General features: G+C 40.2%; 11 protein-coding genes. 5 read left to right on the forward strand and 6 right to left on the reverse strand.

The window, feature by feature from the left end; translation table 11 throughout:
• Both GARC_RS17440 and GARC_RS17445 read left to right on the forward strand, forming a co-directional pair.
• The gene (locus GARC_RS17440) at window positions 1-1,170 is read left to right on the forward strand and encodes a tetratricopeptide repeat protein (protein ID WP_007622616.1); all 1,170 of its coding nucleotides are present in this window, start codon (window positions 1-3) and stop codon (window positions 1,168-1,170) included.
• Window positions 1,171-1,259: 89 nt separating this feature from the next.
• Entirely contained in the window at window positions 1,260-2,114 is an 855-nt protein-coding gene (locus tag GARC_RS17445; RefSeq protein ID WP_007622617.1) for a M20/M25/M40 family metallo-hydrolase, read from the forward strand.
• Window position 2,115: 1 nt separating this feature from the next.
• On the opposite strand, the gene GARC_RS17450 is transcribed toward GARC_RS17445, so the two are convergent.
• From GARC_RS17450 to udk, 3 genes are read right to left on the reverse strand one after another with little or no spacing between them, the layout of a single operon-like run.
• The gene (locus GARC_RS17450) at window positions 2,116-2,955 is read right to left on the reverse strand and encodes a 2OG-Fe(II) oxygenase family protein (protein ID WP_007622622.1); all 840 of its coding nucleotides are present in this window, start codon (window positions 2,953-2,955) and stop codon (window positions 2,116-2,118) included.
• Window positions 2,956-2,985: 30 nt separating this feature from the next.
• Window positions 2,986-4,194 carry a NupC/NupG family nucleoside CNT transporter gene (locus GARC_RS17455; protein ID WP_007622624.1) on the reverse strand — a complete coding sequence of 403 codons (1,209 nt, stop codon included), beginning with the start codon at window positions 4,192-4,194 and terminating at the stop codon, window positions 2,986-2,988.
• A gap of 53 nt (window positions 4,195-4,247) precedes the next feature.
• A complete protein-coding gene (udk, locus tag GARC_RS17460) occupies window positions 4,248-4,871 on the reverse strand; it encodes a uridine kinase (protein WP_007622625.1) in 624 nt (207 codons plus the stop codon).
• A gap of 358 nt (window positions 4,872-5,229) precedes the next feature.
• On the opposite strand from udk, the gene GARC_RS17465 reads away from it, so the two are divergent.
• Both GARC_RS17465 and GARC_RS17470 read left to right on the forward strand, forming a co-directional pair.
• On the forward strand, window positions 5,230-8,283 hold the full coding sequence (locus GARC_RS17465; RefSeq protein ID WP_007622626.1) for a TonB-dependent receptor: 3,054 nt from the start codon (window positions 5,230-5,232) through the stop codon (window positions 8,281-8,283).
• Between the two features lie 81 nt (window positions 8,284-8,364).
• On the forward strand, window positions 8,365-9,534 hold the full coding sequence (locus tag GARC_RS17470) for an endonuclease/exonuclease/phosphatase family protein (protein WP_039989962.1): 1,170 nt from the start codon (window positions 8,365-8,367) through the stop codon (window positions 9,532-9,534).
• Window positions 9,535-9,820: 286 nt separating this feature from the next.
• Here the strand turns inward: GARC_RS17470 and GARC_RS17475 are convergent, their stop codons facing one another.
• Window positions 9,821-11,236 (reverse strand): FAD-dependent oxidoreductase, encoded by a 1,416-nt coding sequence (locus GARC_RS17475; protein ID WP_007622628.1) that lies wholly within the window; start codon window positions 11,234-11,236, stop codon window positions 9,821-9,823.
• Between the two features lie 11 nt (window positions 11,237-11,247).
• Window positions 11,248-15,714, reverse strand: a complete 4,467-nt coding sequence (gltB, locus tag GARC_RS17480; RefSeq protein ID WP_007622629.1) for a glutamate synthase large subunit — start codon at window positions 15,712-15,714, stop codon at window positions 11,248-11,250.
• Window positions 15,715-16,262: 548 nt separating this feature from the next.
• Between gltB and arcB the strand changes: the two genes are divergently transcribed.
• Window positions 16,263-18,608 carry an aerobic respiration two-component sensor histidine kinase ArcB gene (gene arcB / locus GARC_RS17485; protein WP_007622637.1) on the forward strand — a complete coding sequence of 782 codons (2,346 nt, stop codon included), beginning with the start codon at window positions 16,263-16,265 and terminating at the stop codon, window positions 18,606-18,608.
• A 119-nt stretch (window positions 18,609-18,727) separates the two neighbouring features.
• Here arcB and GARC_RS17490 read toward each other — a convergent pair whose 3' ends face one another.
• Window positions 18,728-19,285 carry a hypothetical protein gene (locus GARC_RS17490; protein ID WP_007622638.1) on the reverse strand — a complete coding sequence of 186 codons (558 nt, stop codon included), beginning with the start codon at window positions 19,283-19,285 and terminating at the stop codon, window positions 18,728-18,730.
• Window positions 19,286-19,302 lie beyond the last annotated feature (17 nt).

Below are 19,302 nucleotides of genomic sequence, written 5' to 3' on the forward strand. Positions count from 1 at the left end.
ATGCAGCAACTTTCATTTATTCAGAAGGTTTTAATCTCGTTCATCTTCCTAGTGTTTTTTTCTGCATGTCAGTCTACGGTTGTTCATGTTCTCCCTTCTGAGGAGGTGTTATACGATCAGGGGTATTCAGGATTTTCCGAAATCAGCATCGAATCTGAAGAGCAAATTTTTTATTTAGATGAAACAGCTAAGGCATTTGTAGTATCTACCATTGGGGCAAGGAACAATAAATTTGATCAAATGGAAGCATTGGTGAAGGCAATATTCGACCGTTCTTCACTTAATTTACTTTATCAAGGTGATGCCAACACTATTGCAAATGATACTTTTCACTCTCAAGCTGCGAATTGTTTGTCTATGTCTATTATGACTTATGCTTTGGCAATCGAAGCTGGATTTGATGTGGATTTTCAAGAAATAATGATCCCCGAGTATTGGACTAGACGTGGGGGTTTTAGTCTGCTAAATGGGCACATAAATCTTAAGATGTTGGCGCCCCATGAACCGAATGTATTTGTTTTTAGTACTCGTAGTTATCAAGTTGATTTCGATCCGCAGTCATCAAGACGTGGATTACCCAAAAAGGTAGTGAGTAAAGACTCTATTGTAGCGATGTTTTATAATAACAAAGGGGCGGATGCCGTGTTACGAAAAGACTATGTAGCGGCTTACGCCTATTTTCGTGCTGCTTTGCTGCTGCAGCCAAGTTTTCACTCTGCATGGATTAATCTAGGAATTCTTTACCGACTAAGTCAATATTTTCCACAAGCCGAAAGCGCATATCATCATGCACTTGCTCTAAATTCAGATAGTTTGACCGCTGCGGAAAACTTAGCTTATTTGTATATGTTTACCGGGCGAAATGAAGAAGCTGCAGAAATTTTAGCTAAAGTTGAGGAGCAGCGAAATAGTAATCCTTTTTACCATGTTAATTTGGGTGAGCAAGAAATGGAACAAAAGCACTGGGATCAAGCCCTTGCACATTTTCGTAGGGCTTTATCCTTAGACAGAAGCAAACATGAAGTATACTTTGGGCTTGCTCGTGTCTATTTTGAAATAGGTGAGTTGCAGCAAAGTGAGCGTTATTTGAAACAAGCTAAAAATACAGCGAAGAATAAGCACGATGAACAAAGGTATCAATCTAAACTGGAATTTCTGAGTAGTTTGTAGATGTGATAAAGTTTTTTGATATTTTCATTTTATATGTCTGCTTTTGTTCACAGCTGTATGCCAAATGCGAACTGCGGCAGTCTAATGGATTGTTAAATGAAACCCTCTTAATTGACGATCTCGCTATGTTGTCGTCGGCGCAAATGTTAGGTAGAAAAACAGGCACTGTTGGCAGTTATAAGGCAAAGAGTTTTATCCAATCCCGTTTCAAAAAAATAGGGTTAGCGCATTTTCCAGAGTATTCTGAGTTTCTTCAAAAATTCCCATATCCAAAAGATTTCTCAGATAACCAAGGCTTTAATATAGTTGGGTGGTTAAAAGGCACACATTACGAACAGAAATATATAGTTGTCACAGCCCATTATGATCACTTAGGAGCAAAAGGCAGCCATATATATTATGGCGCTGATGATAATGCGTCTGGTGTTGCCGCTTTACTTGCAGTTGCAGCTAAAGTGTCTGAGCTTGGTTTAGCTCACTCGGTTATATTTTTGGCAACGGATGCAGAGGAAAAAGGGCTTTACGGTGCTAAGGCTTTTATAAAAAATATACCAGTCAATAAAAACGCTATATTGCTGAATATTAACCTAGATATGTTGGGGGAGGGTGGTCGCAGAAATAGACTATATGCAAGCTTTTCTAGAGGTGACGAACAATTAGCCGAATTCGTCAAAAACGTTGCTGATACTGCGGGATTATGTTTGATAAGTGGCCATCGGAAAAGCCAAAATTTCAGACAGTTCGAGAAAAAAATCAATTGGCGTAAAGCTAGTGATCATGCTGTATTTTCTAACATCGATATCCCTTATATATTTCTCGGCGGAGGCGTGCATAAGCGCTACCATACATCCAAAGATAACTTTGAAAATATTAATCAAAAATTTTATGTCACTGCAGCTGAGACCGCCTGGCTTATATTGCAGGCGGCGGATTCTTATCAGTGAATTAGGCGACGCCTAACTCTTCAAGACGCTCCTTCAAGTAACTTTTGGCTGTGTATCTTTCAGACAACACTACCTCTGGATTGGGATGTAAAAACAGTGGTAAAGAAACACGTGCCTTAGTTTGATCGCTACCTTGTGGATTAACAACTCTGTGGGTAGTTGATGGGAAGTACCCGCCAGATGCCTCTTGTAACATATCGCCAATATTCACAATTAAGTTTCCGAAATCGCAAGGTACATCTATCCATGAATCTCCTGTGCCTTTTACTTGTAAGCCTGGTTCATTGGCCGATGGTAATAAGGTAAGTAGGTTAATATCTTCATGAGCCGCGGCGCGTATAGCGTCTGGCTCTTCAGACCCATCTAAAGGTGGATAATGCAGGATACGCAGCAGAGTTTGTTCACTATTGGTCACCATGCTTGATAGAGATTGTGTATATTTAGCTGAAACCTCTGGTGGTGAGTATTTCTCAACCCAAGCGAGTAACTCTGAAGCCAATGTATTGGTGTCTCGATAATAATCTGCTACTTCTTGTTTTAACGCTTCAGGGCAACGTCCCCAAGGATAAAAGTGAAAGTATTCTTTAATATCTTTCTTTTTAAAACCCTTAGCCGTTTCAGATATTTCAGTTGAAAAAAATCCATCGTGTGTGTCTTTATTGAATGTAAATTGATTTTTTTCTTCACTATTAAAAAAAGCTTCCCAGCGTTTATAAATGCTACTGACTCTGTCTTGACTAATCGGGTGATTTTTCAATACACCAAAGCCGGTTTTATGTAAAGACTCTACAAAAAGTTTGTCTGCATTGGGTGCTTTGTAATCTACTGCGACTAATTCCATCATTATATCTCTACTTGTTCTTTATTCTGTTTAAAGGCTAAGGTAAAAACCGGCTAAGGCAGCGCTCATAAAATTAGCCAATGTAGCTGCTAATACCGTTTTCAATCCTAGCTGAGCAATTTCTTTTCGTCTATTTGGGGCTAATGCCCCTATACCACCCATTAATATGGCAATTGACGAGAAATTTGCAAATCCACAAAGGGCAAATATTACTATTGCTTGAGAATGGGGGGACAACTGGCTTTGATTTTGTAAAAAATCTAAATAAGCGACAAATTCATTAACGACTATTTTTTGGCCGAGAAAACTACCAGCAATATTCGCTTCTTCCCAAGGTATCCCAAGTGCCCAAGCAATTGGTTGGAAAAGATACCCAAGAATGACCTGAAAACTCAGCGCTTCTGTACCAAATAATCCTCCTGCCCAACCAATTAAACCATTGAGTAAGGCAATCAACCCAATAAAGGCTAATAACATCGCGCCAACATTTAGCGCCAGATGCAAACCATTGGCAGCACCTGTGGCCGCTGCATCAAAAATATTGGCGTATTCATTATCTTTGTTTTCTTGTTCGTTGAGCTCATTCTTAAATTCTTCAGTTTCTGGAATAATAATTTTGGCCATTAACAAGCCACCTGGGGCTGCCATAAAGCTGGCCGCCAGAAGGTATTCGATATTAACCCCCATCTGTGCATACCCTGCCATTACCGAGCCGGCAATTGAGGCTAAGCCTCCTACCATGACTGCAAATAACTCAGAGCGGGTTAAATTCGGGATAAAAGGTTTAATGACTAGTGGTGCTTCGGTTTGACCAACAAAAATATTGGCTGCCGCAGACATTGACTCCGGGCGACTGGTTTTAAGGAAAAACTGTAAAAAACCACCTATTGTCCTAATGATCAGATTCATAATTTTAAGATGATACAAAACCGAGATCAATGACGAGAAAAATACAATTACTGGCAACACGTTGAATGCAAAAATAAATCCCATGGACTTATCACCCATTGGACCAAAAATAAAATTGATCCCATCTTGGCTGTAATTAATAATATTTTGAACATAAACGGTTAAAGTTAATAAAAATTCTTTTCCAGGCGGGAAATATAATATCAACGCACCAACCGAAGCTTGAATGGCAAAGGCACCTCCTACAGTGCGCCAATTAATTGCTTTTTTATGAGCTGAAAATACAAATGCAATGAATAGCATTAATGCTACACCAATCAGACTAATCATACTTTATCCTTCTTTTTCTTCTTATTATTATTTGAGCAGCATGCAACGGGAAGTTACAGCAAGCTTTGTTGAATATGAGATTTAATGACATCTAAAGCAATGCGGTTTTTGCCACCTTGAGTGACAATAACATCAGCGGTAAAGCGGCTAGGGGAGATAAACTGATGGTACATAGGTTTAACTGTTGATTCGTATTGGTTTGCCACAGACTCTAATGTACGGCCTCTCTCGGCTATGTCTCTTTTCATGCGGCGTAATAAACAGATATCTAGCGGAGTATCGACAAAAATTTTAATATCAAATAAAGGCTGTAAGGCCTCATTTGCTAATAACATAATTCCTTCGATGATAATCACGGGTGCCGAAATCAGGTGTTCCGTCTGTTCAAGACGTGTATGAGTCTTGTAACAATAATGAGGATACTCGATGGCTTTCCAATTTTTTAATGCTTCTAAATGCTCTACTAATAACTCATGCTCAAATGCTTTTGGATGATCGTAATTGTTTTTTTCACGTTCAGACATGGGTAAATGATCTTGAGATCGATAATAGTGATCTTCTCTGAGAATTTGAACGGGTTTGCCGTCATCAGAGAACTCTTTTAATAAATTCTCAGTAAACAAAGACTTACCAGAACCTGATGCGCCAGAAATGGCAATAACTAAAGGGGTAGACATACCAAACTGCTTAATAAAGAATTTAATTGATACGAAAGATACCAGCGAACTTGATAAAAGTCAGTTCACAATGTACATTTTTCTACTTGACCCCTTGGTCAGGTTTGTGAGAATTTTGTTAAAACATGTTGCTAACTTGTTTCATTTGGTATGAGAAATGCGACAGTTTGATGAAATTACACCAACACTATTATGGCTGTAATAAAAGTGTCATAATTAATCTGTTAAACTGAGGCAAGTGGGATAAGAAGTCGATTTGAATCGATCAACCAAACCTTATACATTGCTTTACGGCATTTTGTACAGACAACGGTTCGGAACAATTAGTTCAGAACACATAAAAATTAGGAAACACACCATGTTTAAAAAAACAAAATTCAATCGCATAGCGATTGCAGTTGCTATGGCAGTTGGTATGTCAACTGCGGCTATGGCGCAAGAAACATCCTCATCAATTGAGGGTAATATTACCTCCCCTATAGGCGCTCCTGCTGCAGGCACTAAAATTACTGTGATTCATGTGCCATCTGGTACATCCAAATCTGCCGTAGTAAGTGACAATGGTAGGTTTACATTGTCAGGATTACGTGTTGGTGGTCCATATAAAGTTATAGTAGATTCTACTGAATTTCAGGATACTACAGTTGATGATGTATTCTTAAGTCTTGGTGAAACTTACCAAGTTGGTCTTCAACTAGATGAAGCATCAAACATAGAAGTTATCAGCGTTACTGCCAGTCAGTTATCATCTGGCGTGTTAGGTATGACAAGTCCTTCTGTTACCTTTGATCTAGAAGATTTACAAAAAGCACCTTCAATCAACCGTAATATAACTGACGTTATCCGTATGGATCCTCGAGTATATGTTGATGAAACTCGTGGTGATTCAAACCCTGTTCAGTGTGTTGGTAAGAGTAACCGCTTCAACAGTCTGACTGTTGACGGTGTGAAAATGAACGATTCATTTGGTTTAGGTTCTAGTGGTTACCCTACTGTTAGAATGCCTTTTTCTTATGACGCAATTGATCAAGTATCAGTAGAAATAGCACCATTTGACGTGGTTTATACAGGTTTCACTGGCTGTAATATTAACGCAGTAACTAAATCAGGTACTAACACTGTTAAAGGTGGCGTATTCTTTGATTACGGAAGTGATTCTTTACAAGGTGATAGCCTTGAAGGTGACAAAGTTAATGCGCCTAGCAACAGTGACAAACGTTATGGATTCAATGTTGGCTTGCCTCTTATCGAAGATACATTATTCGCCTTTGTATCTTATGAAAAATATGAAGGTAATAGTGTTTTTACTCGTGGAGCGATTGGTTCTGGCGCATTAAATGAAGTTAATCTTCGTCAAGAAGATTTAGACGAAATTATTCGTATTTCTAATGAGTTGTACCAATATGACCCAGGTCCAGTTCCAACAAGTTTGCCTGAAGAAGATGAAAAAATATTAGTGAAGCTTGATTGGAACATCAATGATGATCACCGTTTAAGTTATACCTATAACTATAATGATGGTTATTTTATGAATACCTCTGATGGTGATATGGATGAGTTTGAACTGCTTAGCCACATTTACGAAGTAGGTACGGAACTTAATTCTCATCAGTTCTCTTTGTATTCTGATTGGTCAGACAAATTTTCAACTGAACTAAGATTGTCTTATTTAGACGTAGATAATCGCCAAATTTCAAATGCAAATACCAATGGTGAAATTGGTGGTGTTGATTTTGGTGAGATTCAGATTAATGTTACAGAACCCGTTTCTGGCGAAGAAGTAACAGTATATTTGGGTGGTGATGATAGTCGTCAAGCCAATGATCTAAATTATGATGTTGCTGGACTTATTTTCCGCGGTAAATACTTAACAGATAATGATCATACTCTTACTTTTGGTTACGAGCGTGAAGAACTAGAAGTGTTTAATGTATTCTTACAACACACTGAAACAGAAATGCGTTTTTATGGTGGTATCAGTGCATTTGAAGCTGGATTACCAGGTGCTATTTATTATAACAATGCTCCGTCGGGCGATCCAAATGATGCGGCTGCAGAATGGGATTATGCGGTTAATTCTTTGTATGTTCAGGATGAATTCTATCAGACCGACAAACTTAAACTGATAGTAGGTTTACGTTACGATTGGTATACAACTGATTCAGCACCAGTCGAAAATACTGATTTTACCGCTTCTTATGGTTTTGCTAACAATGCCAACCTTGACGGTGCCGGTTTACTGCAACCTCGTATTGGATTTAACTATACTTTAGACGATAACACTGACTTACGTGGTGGTATTGGTATTTTTAGTGGTGGTAACCCTAATGTTTGGTTCTCAAACAATTTCTCTAACAATAACGTACTTCAGTTTGGCGCTCGTGGTAGAGACTACGGTTATACTAATGGCTCACGCTCATTGTTTGATGACGATGTAGTTTATAGTGGCGTTGAAGATGGTGCACCTGCAGGACCTGGTTATGGTATTCCTTCTGAGCTATATGACGCAGTTGCAGCAGGTAGTGGTGCTAACAACGATATTAATTACTTCGATCCTGACTTCACAATTCCTACTGAAACTAAAATTTCATTTGGTGCAACACACGTAACAGATGAAGATTATGTATTACAAGCTGATTTATTAGTATCAATTACTAAAGACCAAGCAATTGTATTACGTGGTGATCTGGAACAAGTTGGTACGAATGACCAAGGTTACCCAGAATACGACAGTGTTCGTGTGTCGTCATTAGTATTAACTAATAGCCACGAAGACAGTACATCTTATACAGTTTCATTTGGTTTGATGAAGTCATGGGATAATGGTATCAACTTAACAACTGGTTATGCTTATAACCATGCTGAAGATATCCAGCCTATGACTAGCTCAGTGGCGTTCTCAAACTATCAATACCGCGCGTTTACCGACCCACAAGAGCAAGTTTCTAGCTTATCTGATTATAATATTGAGCATAGATTTACGGCTTCTCTAACTTATGATACAGAGTTCTTAGATGGATACGATACTACCTTCTCCGCTTTTGGATTGGTGCAATCTGGAAAACCATATAGCCTTACATACTCTAGAAGCGACAGTCAGGATATTTACAATGACCCTTACCTAGACAGTAATAACGTGTTGCCTATGGGTAACGAACGTAATGGTGAAGATGGTTCTTGGTGGAACAAAATTGATGTACGTGTGAGTCAGCAATTACCTGGTTTTACCAAAGATCATAACGCAAACGTGTTTTTCGTAATCGATAACTTTACCAACCTTCTAAATGACGATTGGGGTATTTCTGAGAGCGTATCATTTAACACTGTTGTTGTAGGTGACACTACTCCAGAAAGTCGCAATGGTGATGCGTCTTTATGGCAAATGCGTGTTGGTTTTAACTACAACTTCTAATGATTGCCTAAATTAATTAGTACTTCAAAAAGCCGATCTTGATGATCGGCTTTTTTATTTGTAATCCAACATGGTTTAACAATGAATAAAATAGCTCTTATTTTCTTAATGGTGTTCAGTATGTTATCTAATGGTCAAAGTGTTCGAGTTGCGACTTTTAATGTGAGTATGGATGGCACAAATTATGTTGAGCAGGGGCATATAATAACTGGAAATGAGTTGCAGCATAATCTGCAAGAAGGCGAACATAAACAAATTAAAAATATTGCAGAAATAATTCAACGTCTACGACCTAATATCATTGTGTTAAATGAATTTGATTATTCACAACAGTCAGCAACAGATGTTCAAAACTTTATAAATAACTATCTCAAAGTTTCTCAGAACAGTAATAAACCTATTGATTATCCCTATTTTTATAGCGCCCCAGTAAATACAGGAGTCGATTCTGGTGTGGATCTAGATAATGATGGTATAGCTTCTGGCACTAAAGATGACGCTTTTGGGTTTGGTTTTTTTCCAGGCCATTATGGGATGTTAGTGCTGAGTCAATATCCTATTGAGTTTGAGCAAATCCGAACATTCCAACATTTTCTTTGGAAAGATATGCCAGACAATTTATTGTCAACTATCATCGATGCAAGCGGGGAGCCATATTACAGCCAAGAAGCCCAGCAGATACTGCGACTGTCTTCTAAATCCCATTGGGATATTCCGATTAAAGTGGGCGAACATACTATCCATTTGTTAGCTAGTCATCCCACGCCACCAGTATTTGATGGATCAGAAAATCGTAATGGCAAACGTAATCACGATGAAATTCGTTTTTGGACTGACTACCTATCAGGTAACGAACGATCAGCTTATATTTACGATGACAAGAGAAAATTAGGTGGTTTCAAAGGCGAACACTTTGTTATCGCGGGTGATTTAAATGCTTCTCCCGATGAAGGTGATGGAATAAAAAGTGCTATTAGAGGGTTGCTTGGCCATCCTTCAGTGAACGATTCATTTGTACCAAAAAGTGAGGCTGGTCAATTACATACACCGGACAGTCAATATGCTGCACAACATACTGCTGACTGGGCAATGCGTGCAGACTATGTACTACCTTCTACTTCACTCGACGTAAAAGCAAGTGGTGTATTTTGGCCCAAACTAGATGATCCTTTATTTCGTTTAATCAAAGACCGTAAAAGCTCCTCAGATCATCGATTGGTGTGGGTGGATGTTGCTTTAAAATATTTCTAACCACAGAGGGCACAGAGGGCACAGAGGAAAAACAAAATGAGTTTATTTTCTTAGTGCAGCGAAGCGCTTTGTGTTCTCGGTGGTAAATTTATTGCTGTTACGACATAAAAGATTAAGATCACAGTCGTTCAGAAGGCAAAATAATAGGTATATTTTCTCTGTGTAGCGAAGCGCTCTGTGCCCTCTGTGGTTCAAATCTTTTGGCTTTTTGTCTAAGATCAAAAAAGGGGCTCACGCCCCTTTTTCAGTTTAACTTATGTCTTTAGCTGCTTACATAGCTAGTAGCTTACACACCAAGATAATTCATTATACCTTCAGCTGCGCAGCGGCCTTCGTCAATGGCCGTGACTACTAAATCAGAGCCTCGTACCATGTCTCCGCCTGAGAAAATCTTAGGGTTAGAGGTTTGGAATGCGTATTTGCCATGTTTAGGGGCGCGTACTCGACCTTTTTCGTCCAAGATAATGCCATAATCACCAAACCAACTGGCAGGACTAGGTTGAAAACCAAAAGCAATGATCACCGCATCGGCCTCAAGCACATGTTCAGAGCCTTCAACTACAACTGGGCGACGGCGGCCTTCAGCATCAGGTTCACCCATCTCGGTTTTAACCATTTTCACACCGATGGCTTGACCATTTTCATCTACTGCCACATCAAGGGGCATAAGATTAAATTTGAAGTTCACACCTTCTTCACGAGCATTCACAACCTCACGGCGTGAGCCTGGCATACTGGCTTCATCGCGACGATAAGCACAAGTGACATCAGTTGCACCTTGACGTATGGCTGTTCTTACACAATCCATAGTGGTATCACCACCGCCAAGCACTACGACTTTCTTGCCTTTCATATCAACAAAGTCAGTAGGAGATTTTTCTAGTCCTAGTTGGCGATTAACATTGGCAATAAGATAAGGTAGTGCTTCATAAACACCGGGAGACTTTTCGTTTTCAAAACCACCTTGCATAGGTTTGTAGGTACCCATACCAAGGAAAACTGCATCGTAACCATCCAATAAATCTTGGAAAGGAAGATCTTTGCCTACTTCGGTATTAAGTACAAACTCAATACCCATATCAGCAAAAATTTCATGACGTAGTGACATGACTTCTTTTTCTAATTTGAAAGAGGGAATGCCAAAGGTTAACAAACCGCCGATTTTTTCGTATTTATCAAACACCACCGGTTTTACGCCGTTGCGTACTAATATATCTGCACAACCTAAACCAGCGGGGCCGGCACCAATAATAGCGACTTTCTTCTTGGTCTTTATAACTTTGGACATATCCGGACGCCAACCTTGTTTAAAGGCGGTGTCGGTGATGTATTTTTCAATACTGCCTATGGTTACAGCACCAAAATCATCGTTTAAGGTACAGGCACCTTCACATAGTCTGTCTTGTGGGCATACACGTCCACATACCTCAGGTAATGTATTGGTTTGGCTAGATAATTCAGCCGCTTCAAAAATACGCCCTTCATTCGCTAGACTTAACCATTGTGGAATGAAGTTATGCACTGGGCATTTCCATTCACAATAGGGGTTACCACAATCAAGACAACGGTCGGCTTGACCAGCTACTTGGGTATCACTCATTGGCTGATATATTTCAGCAAATTCTTCACGTCTGAGGATGGAGGGCTTTTTAGGTGGATCGATTCGCTCTACATCAACAAATTGGTATACATTTTTAGACATGAAATACCCCCTTATTGCACTTGAACACGTAGTTCGGCAGTAGACCGACTTATGTGACCGAGTAAATTTTTAACGTCACTGGTTTTTGGTTTAACCAGTCTGAATTTCGGCAAATACTCAGCAAAATTGCTTAAGATATCGTGTGCATGTTCACTGCCTGTTTCTTCATAATGCTGATTGATTAGTCCACGTAGGTGCTCCATCAAAATCACTTTATCTTCAATAGTCATGAGTTCTACCAGCTCACCATTTACACGCTGCTCGATATCATTTTTTTCATCTAAAATATAAGCAAAACCACCTGTCATACCTGCGCCGAAGTTAACACCTGTGCGTCCAAGCACGGCAACAATACCACCAGTCATATATTCACAACCGTTGTCACCTATGCCTTCAACTACAGCTATGGCGCCAGAGTTACGTACCGCGAAACGTTCACCAGCAAGTCCAGCTGCAAATAATTTCCCGCCTGTTGCGCCATATAGGCAGGTGTTACCGGCAATCACGCTTTCATTTGACTTAAAGCTTACGCCTCGGGGTGGGTGAATAACTAACTTACCGTCAGCCATACCTTTACCTACGTAATCGTTAGCGTCGCCGACTAAGGTCATCTCTAAACCGCCAGCATTCCAAACACCAAAACTCTGACCGGCAGTACCAGTGAAGTTCAGTTTAATGGGGTGTTCGTCCATGCCTTTATTGCCATGATGTTGGGCAATTAAACCAGAGATAATAGCGCCTACAGAACGGTCAGTATTACGGATCGGATAATGGAATACCCCGCCACTTTTGTTTAGTACGGCTGACGTTAAATCTGTTAGTAATAACTGATTCAAGTCACCCTTATCCATTGGCGCATTAGCCCCTTCACTGCAGAATAACTTAGTGTGATCGCCTGCTTCCGGTTTAGCCAAAATAGGGCTGAGGTCTAACTTGTTTTGTTTAGCCGTTACGCCGTTTAATACTTTTAATAAATCAGTACGGCCTATCAGATCATCTAACTTACGCACACCTATGGAAGCCATAATTTCACGGACTTCTTGAGCAATAAATTTAAAGTAGTTCATCACCATGTCTGGCAAACCAATGAAATAATTATCACGCAAGTTTTCGTCTTGCGTAGCTATGCCTGTTGCACAGTTATTCAAGTGACAAATACGCAAGTATTTACAACCTAAAGCCACCATAGGGCCAGTACCAAAACCAAAACTTTCAGCACCTAAAATGGCGCCTTTGATGACGTCTAAGCCAGTTTTTAAGCCGCCGTCGGTTTGTACTCGTACTTTATGGCGTAAACCATTGCTCACTAGGGCTTGCTGTGTTTCGGCAAGACCTAACTCCCAAGGGCTGCCGGCGTACTTAACTGACGTTAATGGGCTAGCGCCTGTGCCGCCATCATAACCAGATATAGTAATTAAGTCGGCATAGGCTTTCGCCACACCACAAGCAATTGTGCCTACTCCTGGCTCTGACACTAATTTCACTGAAATAAGTGCGGTAGGATTAACTTGTTTTAAATCAAAAATCAGCTGGGCCAAATCCTCAATTGAATAAATATCATGATGAGGAGGTGGCGATATTAAGGTGACACCAGGCACTGAATGACGTAATTCAGCAATATATTTGTTCACTTTATCGCCGGGTAATTGACCGCCCTCTCCGGGTTTAGCACCCTGAGCGACTTTTATTTGTAGAATTTTGGCATTCACTAAATAGTGAGGAGTAACCCCAAAACGACCGGAGGCGATTTGTTTTATATTCGAGTTACGCTCATTACCAAAACGTTTAGGATCTTCGCCACCTTCACCCGAGTTAGAATTACCACCTAAACGATTCATGGCTATTGCTAAGGCTTCGTGTGCTTCAGGACTTAACGCGCCAATGGACATAGCTGCAGTGTCAAAACGCGGGAATAAATTTTCCGCAGGTTCTACCTCATCGATAGAAATGGCTTCTGCTTCTGGATTCAGTTCTAACAAATCTCGTAAACAAGCTATAGGGCGTTCATTTACCAAATCGCTAAACTTTTGATAATCCTGATAGTTACCACTTACAACGGCTTTCTGCAGCGTTGTTACAACGTCTGGGTTGTACGAATGGTATTCGCCGCCATGCACATATTTTAATAATCCACCATGGTCTATTTTTTTACGTTTTAGCCAAGCAACACGGTTTAAATTAATTTGGTCTTGCTGAAAATCTTCAAAATCAGCACCTTGAATACGGCTTGGCACACCTTTAAAACAGATATCCATCACCGAACTGTTGATACCAATGGCTTCAAATAATTTTGAGCTGCGGTAGCTGGCAATGGTTGATATGCCCATTTTCGACATGATTTTATACAGACCTTTATTTATACCCTTACGGTAATTAATAACGGCTTGCAGAGGTGTCATGTCTAAATTTCCAGACTCACACATTTGTTCAATAATTTCATAAGCAAGGAAAGGATAAATTGCGGTAGCGCCCAGGCCAAGCAATACTGCATAGTGATGAGGATCTCTAACCGAAGCCGTCTCAACCACTATATTTGCATCACAACGTAAGCCTTTTTCAACTAATCGTCTTTGAACTGCACCTACAGCCATAGCTGCTGGAATTGGGATTCGTGTCGCTTTAATTGCGCGATCAGACAAGATTACAAAAGCGGCACGTTTATGTGAAACTAAGTGCTCCACTTCGTTACAGATCCGATTTATTGCCGTCTTAAGCCCTTCTTCTGGAGGGTAATTAAGGTCAACAAACTCCGCATAATAATGTTCAGGATCGTAAGTACGTAATTGCTTAAGATCGGTATACATCATAATCGGTGAATCAAACAGTACACGGTCAGCATAACCTGACGTTTCTGTGAATACCGATTTTTCACGGCCAATACAGGTAGCCAATGACATCACGTGATTTTCACGTAGGGGATCAATTGGTGGATTAGTAACTTGAGCAAACTGTTGACGGAAATAATCGTAAATTGTACGATTTCTTCCTGAAAGAACCGCCATAGGTGTGTCATCACCCATAGAGCCTGTGGCTTCTTGGCCATCTTTAGCCAAGACTTTAACAACTTGTTCAAGCTCTTCATAACTGTAATTAAACTGCTTGAAGTATGTATTCATCATGTCGTCGTCAAACATTCGTCTGCCGATTTCAGGTGCATCACATTCTTCGATAGGTGTTAAGCGGCGAATACTTTTATCGAGCCATTCTTTATATGGATGACGGCCTTTTAGATCATCATCTATTTCATTTGAACGCCATAATTTACCCGTTTCGGTATCTATAGCCAACATTTCACCTGGCGCGACACGGCCTTTCTCAAGCACATCTTCTTGCTTGTAATCCCAAATACCCACTTCTGATGCTAAGGTAATTAAGCCATCTTTGGTTATGACATAACGTGCAGGACGAAGGCCATTGCGATCAAGATTACAGGCTGCGTGGCGGCCATTGGTCAATACAATACCTGCTGGGCCATCCCAAGGTTCCATATGCATGGAGTTGAATTCATAAAATGCTTTTAAGTCTTCATCCATGGTTTTGTTATTTTGGTAAGCGGGTGGCACTAACAAACGCATAGCGCGGAACAAATCCATGCCGCCTGCTAAGAATAACTCAAGCATGTTATCTAACGATGACGAGTCAGAACCGACCTCATTAACAAAAGGTGCAGCATCGGCCAAATCAGGTAACAAAGGTGTTTTGAACTTGCCGGTTCGGGCTTGTGCCCAATCACGGTTACCACGGATTGTATTAATTTCACCATTGTGTGCCAAAAATCTAAATGGCTGAGCCAGTGGCCAGCGCGGCAAGGTATTGGTTGAAAAGCGTTGGTGGAATACACAGATAGCCGATTTCATATTTTTATCGGCTAAATCTAAGTAAAATTTCGGCAAGTCACCGGCCATCACTAGGCCTTTATACACTGTGACTAAGCTGGATAAACTAGCAATATAAAACTCTTCATCATCAGCTAAACGTTTTTCTGCACGTCTGCGCGCCATAAATAAGCGACGCTCTAAGTCCTGAGAGCGCCATCCAGATGGACCATTGACAAATACTTGTTCGATTTGCGGTACACAGGAAGCTGCCAGATCACCCAGTACTGATTGATCTGTCGGTACTACCCTCCAGCCAACTAAGCCCAGAGTTTCTTTTTCTAATTCTTCAGTGATGACCTGTTTGGCAAAGTCAGCTAAAGCTTGATCTTGGTTAAGGAAAATGACACCTACAGCGTACATTTTACTCAGCTTCCAGTTTTCCTGTTCAGCTACCCCACGAAAAAACGCGTCGGGTTTCTGTAAAAGTAGGCCACAGCCATCGCCCGTTTTTCCATCTGCGGCGATACCGCCACGATGTTGCATACGGTCAAGACCCTCAATTGCGGTACTGACTAATTGATGACTTGGCTCGCCTTTAGTGTGGGCAATTAGGCCAAAGCCACAGTTATCCTTTGAATCGTTAGGATGATATAAACTCATTTATGCAAACTCCTTCAACCTTCGACTGGGCAGGGTGTTGTATGTTGTTAGTGCTAATCATACATCTAAGATACGTGTATGAACCTGAGGTGGCGTCATGCCCTGATGCTTATTTTCCGGTCGTAATTATTATTGGAGATACCAGTCGAGTATCGAATATTTATACTAAGCAGGTCGTACAAAATACCGAGGATTATTTTATAAATCAATTCTCTTATATAGTGTATTTTGTATTTTTCATAACATGCATGCTAATTAACGTTAAAAATTCTTTTATTTCAATGGTATAGCGGATTGTTGTGGCTTGGTTATAAGCTATAAAAAAAAGCTAAAAAACCATGCCATTTGTTATTAAAAGGTTAAAAAAAGGCTTTCATTTCTTTTGATGGCATAACTGTCATTGAATTAATATCTAATAAAAGTGCATAAATAGTCTTTTTGGAGTTGAGTTATACACTTTAATACTTTGTTAAGTTTTGATCCTCGGAATATTCTTGCTAGCATGTCGCGAATTGGCTAAAACCACAGATGTTTGAGACCTCCGTATTATGACGAAAAAAACCTCAGTTGAGCCATGGGCGATGCGCATTGCTCAGTTAATCAATCGCTTCGGTGCGGTAAAGTCCAGTATATTGTTTGTTATTGTGACTTTGATATTTACCTTCGCTGGCACCTACTTTCTAAGGGGCATCATCAGTGATAATGCTCATACTGAAGACTTTATTAGTGCTTCCATTTTAACTTTACTCAGTGCCCCTTGGGTATTGTGGTTTTTTAGCGAACTAGTCAAACAATTGGAACGCTCCAGAGAGAGTCTTGAATACGCTGTTACTCAGTTAGAAAAACTCCGAGAAGAGGACGAGTTACTCAATCACACTTTACAAAATAATATTAAACAGCTTAATCATGAAATTGAGCAGCGAAAAAACGCTCAGCTAGAGCGAGAAAGTGTATTTACCGATCTAGAGCGTGAAATCACTGAGAAATCTGAGAAAGAAAAACAAGCGTCACAGTTATCTACTCTACTGAGATCTATTATTGATGCATCTCCAGACTTGATCTACTACCGCAATCAAGAGGGGCGGTTTGCCGGCTGTAACCGTGTGGCTGAACAAATGACAGGTAAAACCGAACAAGAGTTGATTGGTTTAACTCCCCACCAAGTGTACGACGAAGAACTGGCCAGTCAAGTGGTTGCTAGTGATCATGAAGTACTCGAAAACGACGTTAGTGTTACCGAGGACCTATGGTTGCGCTTTGCTGATGGCCGCCGCCGCTATTTTGAAATGCGTAAGGTTCCATTCTATAGCGCAGATGGCACTCGCCTTGGAGTACTTGCTTTTGGCCGTGATACCACTGAACGTAAGCAGGCAGAGAACGCGGTTAATAAAGCCAGCAAAGATAAAACAGCTTTTATCGCCACGATCAGTCATGAGTTGCGAACACCACTAAATGGCATTGTTGGCTTAAGCAGAATGTTGCGTGATACCAACCTGACGAGCGAGCAGTTTGCTTGGGTCAGTACCATTTACGCCAGTGGTATTACTCTAGGCAATATATTTAACGACATTATTGACTTAGACAGGCTAGATAGAGACAGGCTCGAATTGTCTCTGAAAACTGTATCGATAAAAGATTTTACCCAAGAACTTGGCAGTATTATTGAATTATTAGCTGATGATAAAGAGCTGACTTTTGCTGCGCATGTTGAGGATCCTATGCCCGCTTTGGTCGAAGTCGATGGCACAAGATTAAGACAAATTTTATGGAATTTGCTGTTTAATGCCGTTAAGTTCACCCAAAAAGGTGTTGTTTCGTTAGAAGTCAAAGCAAAAGCGATCGATGCTGAAACTAGCATGGTCACATTTAAAGTATGTGATACAGGCGTTGGCATACCTCCGCAAGAGTTAGATAAAGTATTTGCGATGTATTACCAAGTTAACTTACCTGAACATCAAAGCGCTACCGGTACGGGTATCGGCCTCGCAATCTGCCAACAAATGGTGTCGTTGATGAATGGTACTATTAGTGTCAGCAGTGTGGTGGGCGAAGGCACCTGTTTTACAGTTGACCTGCCTCTTGAAATTAGCAAAAAGCCAATTCAAGTTGAAACGCTCAAAGTCACAGGTTTGCAGATATTGCTTGTTGAAGATATTGAGTTAAACGTGATGGTAGCCAAAGCTCTGTTGGAAAAACTTGGGCAGCATGTTGACGTAGCCATGACAGGTAATGAAGCCATTACTATGGCACGAGATAAACAATATGATTTGATCCTATTGGATATTCAATTACCTGATATGAACGGATTTGAAGTTGCGAATGTGCTACATGACGAATCTTTGGTAGAGCAAACTAGTATTGTGGCCTTGACCGCCAATGTGATTAAAACACGTCAGGAATACCTCGATAATGGTATGGATGACGTTATTGCTAAGCCGGTTAAAAAGAGTCGTATTATTGAGGTGTTCAATAAACTGTTTTGTGAACAACCTAGTGAACCACACCAACCTGCTCCCGAGCCTAAAAAAGACCATCTGAACACTATTCTCGACTTAGAACTTTTGCAAATGTTAGTGGATACTATAGGCCACGAAATGGTGCGTACTAGTGTTAAAGTATTTCAGGAAAAAATACCTGAATATTTGGAAATTTTGCAGATTAGTTTAAGTGCTGATGAAAAAGACGAGGTTTGCTCCCAAGCCCATAAAATCAAGGGAGCTGCTGGTTCAGTAGGTCTAGCCAGAGTGCAAAAAATTGCCAATGAAATCCAACAAGGTGATCATCCAGCTTGGTGGCAAAATGTGCACGATTGGGTTGAGCAGCTAAATCAGGCTGCTAATCAAGATCTGCAAAAATTAATTAATTGGTTGAGCCAACAAGATATAGATGATTAAGCTAGCTTAATGCTGCCTCTCAAATGTTAGTTTTGGGCGTAACCTATTTGTTATTGGCTATGTAAATAACAAATAGGTTATATAACTGAAGAAGTGATAGGTTTTAACTCGAGTGCAGGTTAAGTAAAATCGAGTTGCCTTATGGTTACCAGTAAGTCTGTGATGGATCCATCATCATTTGAGTATTGGGCTAACCACAAGCTCATCTCCTCGCCACTAAGTTTACCGTCTATAGCAGGGAGTTCGGATGGTAATAGATCCAGTAGTTTTTTAATTTGCAGATGTTCAATTTTATTGTACGCAGAATCGATACGTTCGATTAACTGTTCTTCAAGTGAATAAACGTTGCTCATATAAGTATCAATGTCAAAATCACCTTCTTGTTCAGGTGTATTCGTATGGAGTTCACTTGCAACATCTTTTAGAGGAGGAGGTGATACGGGTTCAGTAATATTAGTATCCATTTCAGGATCATAAAATTCTAAACCTTCCATCGCATCAAAATTTAGGTCTTCTAAATTAGTTTCAAGTTCAAATTCTAGAGTTAGGTCAGCGTTCTCAATAGGTTCAAGGTTATCGATTAAAGAATCTAAATCTGAGGATAAATTGCGAAGTGCCAACTCAGTTAGGCAATTCGCATTGACATAAATATAGTGAAAAGCTTGTCTAGTTATCATTTTTTAAGTTTTAAAGT

It is taken from the genome of Paraglaciecola arctica BSs20135 (genome assembly GCF_000314995.1).
GTDB lineage: Bacteria > Pseudomonadota > Gammaproteobacteria > Enterobacterales > Alteromonadaceae > Paraglaciecola > Paraglaciecola arctica.